At 44.6% G+C, this 8,971-nt stretch carries 20 protein-coding genes; 5 read left to right on the plus strand and 15 right to left on the minus strand.

Translation table 11 applies throughout. The features are described 5' to 3' along the window. Positions 1-5: 5 nt before the first annotated feature. The 7 genes from Q7Q81_RS05630 to Q7Q81_RS05660 form a co-directional block, all read right to left on the minus strand. On the minus strand, positions 6-1,967 hold the full coding sequence (locus Q7Q81_RS05630) for a major capsid protein (protein ID WP_304274255.1): 1,962 nt from the start codon (positions 1,965-1,967) through the stop codon (positions 6-8). A gap of 20 nt (positions 1,968-1,987) precedes the next feature. Next, the gene (locus tag Q7Q81_RS05635; protein WP_304274258.1) at positions 1,988-2,386 is read right to left on the minus strand and encodes a hypothetical protein; all 399 of its coding nucleotides are present in this window, start codon (positions 2,384-2,386) and stop codon (positions 1,988-1,990) included. A 2-nt stretch (positions 2,387-2,388) separates the two neighbouring features. Continuing rightward, the gene (locus Q7Q81_RS05640; RefSeq protein WP_303707592.1) at positions 2,389-2,562 is read right to left on the minus strand and encodes a hypothetical protein; all 174 of its coding nucleotides are present in this window, start codon (positions 2,560-2,562) and stop codon (positions 2,389-2,391) included. Next, entirely contained in the window at positions 2,549-2,911 is a 363-nt protein-coding gene (locus Q7Q81_RS05645) for a hypothetical protein (RefSeq protein ID WP_304274261.1), read from the minus strand. The genes Q7Q81_RS05640 and Q7Q81_RS05645 overlap by 14 nt, the downstream gene beginning before the upstream one ends. Next, positions 2,904-3,140, minus strand: coding sequence for a YdbC family protein (locus Q7Q81_RS05650; protein WP_304274264.1), 237 nt, complete (start codon positions 3,138-3,140; stop codon positions 2,904-2,906). The genes Q7Q81_RS05645 and Q7Q81_RS05650 overlap by 8 nt, the downstream gene beginning before the upstream one ends. Positions 3,141-3,302: 162 nt before the next feature. Next, positions 3,303-3,566 (minus strand): hypothetical protein, encoded by a 264-nt coding sequence (locus tag Q7Q81_RS05655; RefSeq protein ID WP_304274267.1) that lies wholly within the window; start codon positions 3,564-3,566, stop codon positions 3,303-3,305. Between the two features lie 15 nt (positions 3,567-3,581). Then, positions 3,582-3,866, minus strand: coding sequence for a helix-turn-helix domain-containing protein (locus Q7Q81_RS05660; RefSeq protein WP_304274270.1), 285 nt, complete (start codon positions 3,864-3,866; stop codon positions 3,582-3,584). A gap of 73 nt (positions 3,867-3,939) precedes the next feature. Here Q7Q81_RS05660 and Q7Q81_RS05665 point away from each other — a divergent pair, with 73 nt between their 5' ends. Next, positions 3,940-4,107: a hypothetical protein gene (locus Q7Q81_RS05665; RefSeq protein WP_303707353.1), complete on the plus strand. Its 168-nt coding sequence runs from the start codon at positions 3,940-3,942 to the stop codon at positions 4,105-4,107. Here the strand turns inward: Q7Q81_RS05665 and Q7Q81_RS05670 are convergent. After that, a complete protein-coding gene (locus Q7Q81_RS05670; protein ID WP_304274273.1) occupies positions 4,100-4,279 on the minus strand; it encodes a hypothetical protein in 180 nt (59 codons plus the stop codon). The two genes, Q7Q81_RS05665 and Q7Q81_RS05670, sit on opposite strands and share 8 nt — an antisense overlap. A 48-nt stretch (positions 4,280-4,327) precedes the next feature. Beyond that, entirely contained in the window at positions 4,328-4,510 is a 183-nt protein-coding gene (locus Q7Q81_RS05675; RefSeq protein ID WP_303712644.1) for a helix-turn-helix transcriptional regulator, read from the minus strand. 139 nt (positions 4,511-4,649) lie between these two features. Here Q7Q81_RS05675 and Q7Q81_RS05680 point away from each other — a divergent pair, with 139 nt between their 5' ends. Together Q7Q81_RS05680 and Q7Q81_RS05685 are read left to right on the plus strand one after the other, a co-directional pair. Further along, a complete protein-coding gene (locus Q7Q81_RS05680) occupies positions 4,650-4,841 on the plus strand; it encodes a hypothetical protein (RefSeq protein WP_304274275.1) in 192 nt (63 codons plus the stop codon). Between the two features lie 25 nt (positions 4,842-4,866). Then, a complete protein-coding gene (locus tag Q7Q81_RS05685; protein ID WP_304274277.1) occupies positions 4,867-5,073 on the plus strand; it encodes a hypothetical protein in 207 nt (68 codons plus the stop codon). 172 nt (positions 5,074-5,245) lie between these two features. On the opposite strand, the gene Q7Q81_RS05690 is transcribed toward Q7Q81_RS05685, so the two are convergent. From Q7Q81_RS05690 to Q7Q81_RS05700, 3 genes are all read right to left on the minus strand, one after another. Next, positions 5,246-5,440, minus strand: coding sequence for a hypothetical protein (locus Q7Q81_RS05690; protein ID WP_304274281.1), 195 nt, complete (start codon positions 5,438-5,440; stop codon positions 5,246-5,248). 24 nt (positions 5,441-5,464) lie between these two features. Then, positions 5,465-5,656 (minus strand): helix-turn-helix transcriptional regulator, encoded by a 192-nt coding sequence (locus Q7Q81_RS05695; protein WP_304076694.1) that lies wholly within the window; start codon positions 5,654-5,656, stop codon positions 5,465-5,467. Between the two features lie 99 nt (positions 5,657-5,755). Further along, complete coding sequence (locus tag Q7Q81_RS05700; protein WP_304274283.1) at positions 5,756-5,962, minus strand: hypothetical protein; 207 nt, start codon at positions 5,960-5,962, stop codon at positions 5,756-5,758. A gap of 153 nt (positions 5,963-6,115) precedes the next feature. Between Q7Q81_RS05700 and Q7Q81_RS05705 the strand changes: the two genes are divergently transcribed. Together Q7Q81_RS05705 and Q7Q81_RS05710 are read left to right on the plus strand one after the other, a co-directional pair. Then, positions 6,116-6,478 (plus strand): helix-turn-helix domain-containing protein, encoded by a 363-nt coding sequence (locus Q7Q81_RS05705; RefSeq protein WP_304274285.1) that lies wholly within the window; start codon positions 6,116-6,118, stop codon positions 6,476-6,478. Between the two features lie 27 nt (positions 6,479-6,505). Next, on the plus strand, positions 6,506-7,300 hold the full coding sequence (locus tag Q7Q81_RS05710; RefSeq protein ID WP_302291676.1) for a BRO family protein: 795 nt from the start codon (positions 6,506-6,508) through the stop codon (positions 7,298-7,300). A 33-nt stretch (positions 7,301-7,333) separates the two neighbouring features. Here the strand turns inward: Q7Q81_RS05710 and Q7Q81_RS05715 are convergent, their stop codons facing one another. From Q7Q81_RS05715 to Q7Q81_RS05725, 3 genes are all read right to left on the minus strand, one after another. After that, on the minus strand, positions 7,334-7,903 hold the full coding sequence (locus Q7Q81_RS05715; protein WP_304274287.1) for a hypothetical protein: 570 nt from the start codon (positions 7,901-7,903) through the stop codon (positions 7,334-7,336). 341 nt (positions 7,904-8,244) lie between these two features. Continuing rightward, positions 8,245-8,646 (minus strand): type II toxin-antitoxin system HicB family antitoxin, encoded by a 402-nt coding sequence (locus tag Q7Q81_RS05720; RefSeq protein WP_304274289.1) that lies wholly within the window; start codon positions 8,644-8,646, stop codon positions 8,245-8,247. Positions 8,647-8,742: 96 nt separating this feature from the next. Beyond that, entirely contained in the window at positions 8,743-8,919 is a 177-nt protein-coding gene (locus Q7Q81_RS05725; RefSeq protein WP_304274291.1) for a type II toxin-antitoxin system HicA family toxin, read from the minus strand. Between the last annotated feature and the right edge of the window lie 52 nt (positions 8,920-8,971).

Raw genomic sequence — 8,971 nt, forward strand, 5'->3', positions numbered from 1 at the left:
CCTCCTTATTTAACCTTGATAACATACCAGTCATCCACAGATTCAGGAACAACAAGGCAACGGCTCTGCATAGCAATAGAGCAGTAGTCATTCTCGATGTTCATAGTAACCTTAGGCACATAGCGGCCTTCGTAGGTGTGGAACTGCTTATCTTCCTCCATCTGAGTAACGGCGCCATACAAGCGCTTGCCACGACCGGCAACGCCGATAATAACGTAATCATCAGGCAGGTACGGAGTAAATACACCTTCGTTGTTGATGTAACCACCCTCGTAGGTGTACATCTCCAGGCCTAAAGCACCCAGCATACCGAAGCGCATAACCTCAGGGCTTTGAATCTTAGGTGCGAAGGACATCAGCGCCGCATTATCTCGAGACGGAATCAGCAGCTTGTCATAAATGCTTTTGTTGTTCAACAGCAGGTTGCTGGTAGCCTCAGAGCACATCATAATAGTCGGAGTCAGGCCAGCATTGCGGCGAATGGTTTTGGAAGCCTCCTGCAGGTTGCCGTAAGCATCAGAGGTGTCCTTATCCCAGGTATCGGTACCGGACAAGGTTTGTTTTTGAGTAAAGTTAAAAGAGATGGTGTCAATCTTTTGGGTTTTGCCTTCAACAATAAGCTCCGTTGAGTTTTCGGCAACCTTTGCTATGAAAGCACCGGCAGTAAAGTTGTACTGCTTGCGCTCTTCTTTAAGCTGGGCAATCTGCTTATCAAGCTCCTCATCCGCTTTAATCTTAAGCTGTGCAATAATGTTCTGGTGCGACTGCTGCAGGTCATGCGGCTTCAGCACCGCCGTATCTTCCAGGCTTAAGCCAAGTTTATTGCAGTCATCCAAGTAATCTATCCAGTCAATAAGCACTCCTCGGATGCTGTGGTATCTTTCCCTTTTCTGCTGCTGGCGAAGTATATACTTTAAAACCTCTTCTGCGCAAACGCCATAGCCTTTCAATGTGTCAAATCTTTCGCATGTGTCGAAGTTACTCAGACGTTCCAGCTCCTTGCGCTTTTGTGCAAGGTCCGTAAGACTAAAGCGCGAATTTTTCTTTAGATACAGCGCCAGGTGAAATGTATCCATATCCACCGCCAAAGCTGATAGCGCAAGCATATCGCCTTTGCCGATTGGCACTCCAAGCAGGTCCTTAGGCGTTTTGCCCTTCCAGTTGAATATATTACGGAAACTGCGGCATTCTAAGCCTTCTGCTACTATGTTCCACAGTCCCATTTTCATTATGTACTCCAGCTGCGGGTGCTTTTGATAAAGCTCTATATACCGGAAAGCACCTTCTGCCCCTGCCAGCCTGATGAAAGCATCCAGCTGACTGTATTTTAGCCAGCTATCCTTTAAAAGCGGCTTCAGCCTGTCTAAGCCAAGCCATACCTGGTAACCGCTAAGCTCCATAACATAATCCTTGCTGTACAAGCTTCTTCTTTTGCTCCACCATTCATTACCCCAAAAATCGCATTCATGCGTCCAATGGATTACTTCCCCCTTGCGCATCAGGTAATATTCACGCGGAACATAATCGTCAAATATTTCTCCGGTATCGGCGCATATACAGCGATAGACAGCAAAGCTGCGAGCGATTATAGCTTCCTTGTCATACAGAGCACGTTCAAAATATGTAAAATAATACTTTGCTTGGGTGCGTGCTCTTCGCCAGCCATGTACAATCTCACCATCTGCTCCGCATTTCGGGCAAGTTGCCCTATCTTTATGGCTTGACTTAGCAAGAACGATGTGCTTGCCACACCTGCTGCAAACCGCCTTTTGCTTATCTTCACGGTCAGGCACCATGAAAAAGTTTCTGGTCCCCGTGGCTACCTGATTAAAATAGCGTTTTACTTCATCGCCAATGCCAACAGGGAAATACCGCATAAAGTGCAGGAAGTCTTTATCTCCCAGCAGTCTTTCTCTGCTTTTGGGCCAACACTTAGCAACCGCCTGCTCTATTTCCTTCTTTTTCAATTGATTTCACCTTCTTGAAATTAGAAAAAATCATCAAGATTGACACTTACGGCAGCAGCGCCAGTGCCATTATCCATCGACGTTTCAAGCGTTTTGCCAAGCGCTTGGTGCGCGGCCGTTGCCCCTGCTGCAGGCTCTGTGGCCTTGATGTTGTAATATTTGCAGGCAATCTCAACCGCCTGCGCCTCATCCACGCAGCCACAGCCGCCAACAGCGTGCTTCTTGGCCTCTGCCTTGATGGCATCCAGCGCACCGGCCAAGGTTTTCTTTTGCTCGAGGATTTTTTCTGAAACCTCTGGGCAAGAAGTTGCCAGCTGCAGCAGTTGCTCAGCAATATACTTAGAGCATGGATCCTTAGCTGCTTCCATTTCTTTATCCAGCTTTTCAATTGCCCGTTTTTGGCCTTCAGTTAATGTCATTTTTAACCCTCCATATCTTTCAGCTTGCGCGCTTTGCGATGCAGAACAAAATTAGATACCTGATGGCGTGCTTTTCTGCGAGCTTCTACAAGCAGATGTCCTCTATAGCTGATGTGCTTATTGCGCAGCAAGCCATACATGCTACGTGCTACAGCATAATAATTAAGCTTTTCCATTGCTCTTCTTCTCCTCTTCCTCCCAAATTTCCATAACTGCACCGGCAAAGCGCTGGCAGGTTTTGTTTTCCTCTTCATTCAGCTGACGCTTCTTAACCTGGATGCTGCGTTGGTATAATTGTTTGGCCAAAACATCTAGGCGGGTATCCTTAGCGTTGAGCTTGCCATAATCGTGCGCCGCAACGAGCGCTATGGCCTGCAGCAAGACTTCCATAGTCTCAGCCGTTGCTTCCTTGGTCGCTTTGATTTCACGCGCGGCGGATTCCGCAATGGCCTGCGCAGGAGCAATGCCCTGCTTTGCACATTTAAATGCTACACGACGCTTATTTTTACGGGTTATACTACTCATTGCGGCCTCCCATTTGGCGGATTTCCTCGCCGATGAGCTTATACAGCTTCTTCAGCTCCTCTTTAGTCAGCGTAATGCCCTTGCCAGGCTTGCCGTTGGGGTTCCAGGTGCGCAGGTCATATTTTGTGTATTTCTCATCCCAGACAACCACGTTCAGCTCCTTGGTGTAGCCGGAAGGGTTCTCGATGAGAGCACCGATTCTTCTTTCTAACTTGAAATTAATCTGCATTGATTTCACTCCTTGTGTTTGTTATAATATATGTGATTTCACTTTTTACTTTTGTTTTCACTTTTGTGTGAACAACTCAATTCTTTTTCTCATATTTTTACTTCTTAGAGCATTGATACACCAATATCAATGCTCTTTTTCTTTTGTCCATGCCAGCGGTGCTCATTTACGCACCTCGATTGGAATGAGGACTACATCCCCCGGCTGAAGGTCGCCTTCGATATTGCTTATTTTGCGTGTCCAGAAGATAACTTCCCGGACGTCGCGATGGTCGCCTTCGCTATCCATAACACCGCCTACCAGGTGCCATAATGTATCGCCCTCTGCAGCAACAGTACGGACAACATAGTTGTCAACCGGACGGCTGTAATCATACGCAGCCCAAACGCAGCAGGCTGCCAGCAAAGCAAACAGCACTTTTTTCATAATCGTTTCCCTCCTTTACACAACTCCTTTACGGATTTGTTCCAGCCGAGCAAGGTAGCTATTGCCGGCATTGGCAGTGCGAATATTGACCTTAGCCGGCTTTATCATTGGAGTATATACAGCCATGTGCTCATTGCAAAGCTGTTCCAGCATTTCATCAGCACGCTTCACGTTGATACGCCAGCCGCCAATCTTTACAGCTGGCAGTTTGCCTTTCCGACACATATCGTAGATGGTTCCTACGCTGGCCGATACGTGCTTAGCGTAGTCCTTAATAGACATGTACAGTACATCAGCCATATTACGGCCCTCCTTTCTTTTCCACCGCCTTTCCTCAGTGTTATAATAAAAGCACGGGAAGGGGGTGATTGTTATGCAAAGAAACGAATATATTTATATTCTTAACGGCATCCTTGACGGCTTAAAGAAGAACAATACGAGTAATGTTAATCCGCCTCTTTCGGATAAACAAATTGACGCTATTTCAACAGCCGTTATGAATGCCATCGCAAGATACGACTCTCTAAAACGCCCTAAATAATATCTACCTTAACATCGGCATATTCAAAAGGCATTTTCAGATCTTCTAAAGCTGCTTCCAATTCTGCCTGTGCCTTTTGGACACGCTCAAGCTTACGACCAAGCTCACTTCTTTTGTATTGAGCCTTCACCTCAATACAAATTGGTGTGCTTTTGCTTTTTGTATCATCCATTCTTTTCACCTCCCTTCCTTAGCTCCTGCACCAGCGCCGCATCCAGTGCTAATCTGCAAATAAATCTTTAACGCTTATATTCAAAACATCGGCTAAACGCTTTAAAGTGCTTAACTTTACATCGCCGCCATTTTCGATAGCAGGAATTGTTCGATATTGCAAACCTGCTTTTTTAGCAAGCTGGTATCTTGATACACCTTTAGCTTCTCTGATTTCTTTCAGCCTTAACATTTAACGCACCTCCGCAACATATTCGTATTTGACCATTTGACATTACACAAGATGTTGTATTATAATACTAGTGTAGTAGATGAACTGTTTTTCACTCTCAAATTCTCTACTAGATTCTGGACAGGAAGGAGGTGCAACTATGAACGCAAGAATTACTTTCAAAAGCGAAAGACATGCTGATGTGCAGAATTTGAAAGAAGTCTACGCTGGCCGCAAATGTGTTTCTGAGCCATACGATAGCCTTCTAAATCCCGATACCGCCTTGACTTTTGTCGGCGATACCACTATCTGCTGCAACAGTAACGACATTCTGCTTGTTACTATCGGCTAAGCAGTCTACCTCTAGGAGCAGGTTTATGCGTTCGCATGAGCTTGCTCCTATTTTTTCTACAGCTGTAACAATGCTTTTTATTTCTTCCATGCTCGCTGAAGGCATTTTTGCTTTTATCGTTATCATCTTCCTACACCCCCTTCCTCCTTACCATGTTGATTGCTTCAAGGATTGGTGCCAGAAAAACGTATTTCCTACGCTTTTGGTCTTGCTGAATATGCAGAAGCAATAATGTAAAGTCTGACATATCAGGGCACTTCTGAAAGCTGCAATGATATGGACGCTTCATCAGCCAGCAGTCACATATCTTAGCCAGCTTCTTGCCACATTTATTGCAGAAGTTCCCTTTTTTGCCGACCTTTCCGCAATGCGGGCAGGTTGTCATTTTTTTATCCTGCACTCTCTCACACTCCCTTCCTAAGCTCCTGCACCAGAGCCAGCAGCTCATCCAGATACTCCAGCTTGTCCCAGCCTTCAAGTTCGCAGACCATAAGGTCCATGCGGATGTCTGCCAGCAGGCGCAGTTTCATCTTTTCCCGTGCCAAGCGATTGAATGCTTGACGCGTTGCCGGCGTGTCCGGCGTAAACTGTATGCTCATTATTGCCTTCGCGCTTCCCCCCCTCTATCTCGCCACGAGCTGCTCTACCGTCGTGCCCAGCACCCGCGCCAGCGCCACGCCCAAGTTGAGGCCAGGATACTTGACGCCTTTTTCTACCAAGCTAACGTATTCCTGCGTCACACCGAGACGCTGTGCAAGCTGCGCCTGCGTCATATTTTTCTGCTCACGCAGAAGCTTTACTTCTTTGCCTAACATTTTTTGCCCACCTTTCAGGATTATTAAGCTTCAAATTGTCAAGGACAATTTGAAGCTTTTGATATAACTATGTTATATCGTTTATGATTTTAAATCACATCAACAAGCAAAAAAAATTGAATCTCTTTCGTCTCTTGTTAAATTTAAAAAAGTGGCTGTTCTGCTAATTTCACTAGCCTTAAATTCAGATTTACCTTTCATTTTGTTTAAAAGCGCCATTTCGCTTATGCACAACGCATTGGCAAGCGCTTTTTTTGATTTTCTTTTGCGAACCAGTTGAATTTCCAGCTCTTGTGAATTGGTCATCTTTCTCACCTCTTTTGATTTTTAATCACAATTTGATTATAGTCTTTTTCTGATTATTAGTCAAGTATTTTTTGCTTTTCTAAAGAAAAATTTGATTATCAGGAAAGAACGTGCTATTATAATAGCATAATAAAAAAATCTTGGGGGTTTCAAATGGAATTATATAAAAATATCAGAAATCGTAGAATAGAATTAGGCTTAACTCAAGCAGAGTTAGCTAAAAAAATAGGTTATCGTTCTATTTCGACTATAGCTAAAATAGAACGCGGAATAAACGATATTCCGCAATCTAAAATTAAAGCATTTGCTGATGCTTTGAATACTACTCCTGGCGAGCTTATGGGCGAAGTAGAACCCGCCCCCGTGCCGCTCTCCCTCACCCAGCAGGAAGAAACACACATAAAAAAATACCGCCAGCTGGATGCTGACGGCAAGGAAGATATTGACGATTTGATTGATGTTAAGCTGTCCAAGCTCCAGCGCAAGGCGGAAGAAGACGTGGAGAGCTTAGGATAATAGATTTTGAAAGCGAGGAATGAAGACATGAAAGATGTAAAATTATTTCAGAGTGCGCAGATTCGCTCCATTTGGAACGATGAAGCCGGAGAATGGTTCTTTTCTGTTGTCGATGTTGTCGGTGCATTGACCGACAGTGCGGATAAATCAGCTTATTGGCGCAAGCTAAAGCAAAGACTGAAGGCAGAAGGTAATGAAACCGTGACAAATTGTCACAGGTTGAAATTGCTTGCAGAAGACGGGAAAATGCGTCTCACTGACACCGCAAATACAGAAGGTATTCTGCGTATTATCCAATCTATCCCCTCACCTAAAGCCGAACCATTCAAGCAGTGGCTCGCGCAACTCGGTGCGGACCATATCCACGACCTTGAAGCAGCAGAAGCTTTCAACAAGGAAATAGACGCTCGCATTGAAGCACGAAATAATATCAAACAGCATAACGTTGCTCTCGCTGATGCAGCCTTTGCTGCAGGCGTAAAAACGAACCTTGACTTCGCCAAATTCCAAAATAGCGGTTACATGGGACTTTATGGCGGCGAAACCGCTGGCGATATAAAACGTCGCAAGAAGCTTAAACCTAATCAAGAGATTTTAGACCACATGGGCAGTGTGGAACTCGGTGCGAACCTGTTCCGCATCACGCAGGCAGAAGACAAACTGCGCCGTGAGAATATCAGTAGCAAAGAAGCTGCCAACAAAGTGCATTACGAAGTCGGTCGTACCGTTCGCAAAACTATTGAAGAACTCGGCGGCACAATGCCAGAAAAATTGCCTACGCCAAGCGAAAGTATCAAGCAGCTCGATAAACCTAAAAAATAAAAAAGACGCCCTCGTAAGAGAGCGCCTTCAGGATCAGTATTCTTTCAAAATATACTCTTTCAATACCATGTCCTCTCCACGCCAAACAATAGCGCGGAATTCTTGCAGGTCTTCCATGGTATAACCTTCAATTCTTCGCAAGGAAAATGATTTTTCGTTATTCAGAAAATGCTCGCCCCAACCGGAAGCAATAAGATTACCTGCTTTATAGACTTCATAGTAATGAGGCCTGTTGTCGCAGCCAACTTTTTCCAAAATCGTTTCTTCAACAAATATCGGATTTTTACCGAAACGCTGATTGATAATGTTGGCCAACACTACAGCCTTATCACGCAGCCATACAGGCCACAGCATTCCTAACGCTCCGGCAAAGATAATAGCGCAAGCTACTCGCATCATTTCGCTGAGCTGGATACCTAACAGTAGACAAATATTGCTCAGCACCAATGCCAGCAACCAAGCTGCTGCAGCAAAAAGAAAGTAAGCAAGAACCTCATTATTTAACTTTTCCTTTTGTACATTGCCGTTCATCAGCTTGCAGGCTGCCACGCCTACAAACCCCGAAGCTGCCTGTGCAATATTTTGAAATAAATTTAATTCCACAATATCCCTCCATTCTGAAAGAAGGTGAAACAATGAATAAACCGAACCCTGCGCCGTCCAGCAGCGAAAGCAGAAGCGACCAATTTACCATGCCTCTGCCACCTGCAAAACCGGCGCCATTACCACCAAAACAGAAATGATTCATCTTACCTTCTGGCTATATTATATCATGTGTTTTTCTTTATAACAATATGGTCAGTTTTAGAATGCCGCCAGCAAATGACAGGCAAATTGCCAGCAAATAAAAAGCAATATGCATTTTTTGCATATTGCAAATTCAGACAAACCTGTAGGCGAAAGAAAAAACGCCCCCGATATGGGGGGGCGCAACGATAAATATATTAGTTTACTGCGATAAAGCGTTTAGACAATGCTTCTTGTAATATTTTGGATAAGCTCAGACCTTCTTCAGCGGCCTGCTCATCCATCCAGCGTGGAAGGCTGATGGTGCGTTTTACCGCCCTATTGTCCTTAATATCTGCCTGAATAAAATTTACAAATTCGTTATCATCTAATTCGATGCTTTGCAAATTGCTAGGTGCGGGAATTTCTTCCTTGCTATCCTTCAAATATTCAATCCACTGCGTGAGCGCAGCTTCGGCCATCTTCATGGCGTTACCCAAAGATTTGCCCTCGCTGATGCAACCAGGTAAATCAGGGAAAATAATAGTATACGTACCATCCTCGTTTGCATGGAACACAGCAGGATAAACGTATTCTTGTAGTGTTTGCCTCCTTTTCATGTTAGCGACTTCCTCCTTTTATTATTAAATGCTATTGAATTAATGATTGCGATTATAGTAAGAAGCCCGCAAAGCGGGCGGAGTAAAAAGTAATCTCTATTTTACTCCCGCAGCTTTGAGGATTGCTTTCGCTGTCAGCTCGTTCAGTTCCCGGTGCCTTGGAACCTGAACGGAGCGGCTGCCTGGTTTTTTGTAGACGGAATGGTCTCCATCATCACGTTCAAGCTTAAAGCCTGCTTGCGACAGCAATTTTACTAAATCGCGTCTTTTCACATGATCACCTCGCTTATCTTTGTTTTTTCTAATTATATTATAATACGTAATT

This window comes from Phascolarctobacterium succinatutens (genome assembly GCF_958453765.1).
Taxonomy (GTDB): Bacteria; Bacillota; Negativicutes; order Acidaminococcales; family Acidaminococcaceae; genus Phascolarctobacterium_A; species Phascolarctobacterium_A succinatutens_B.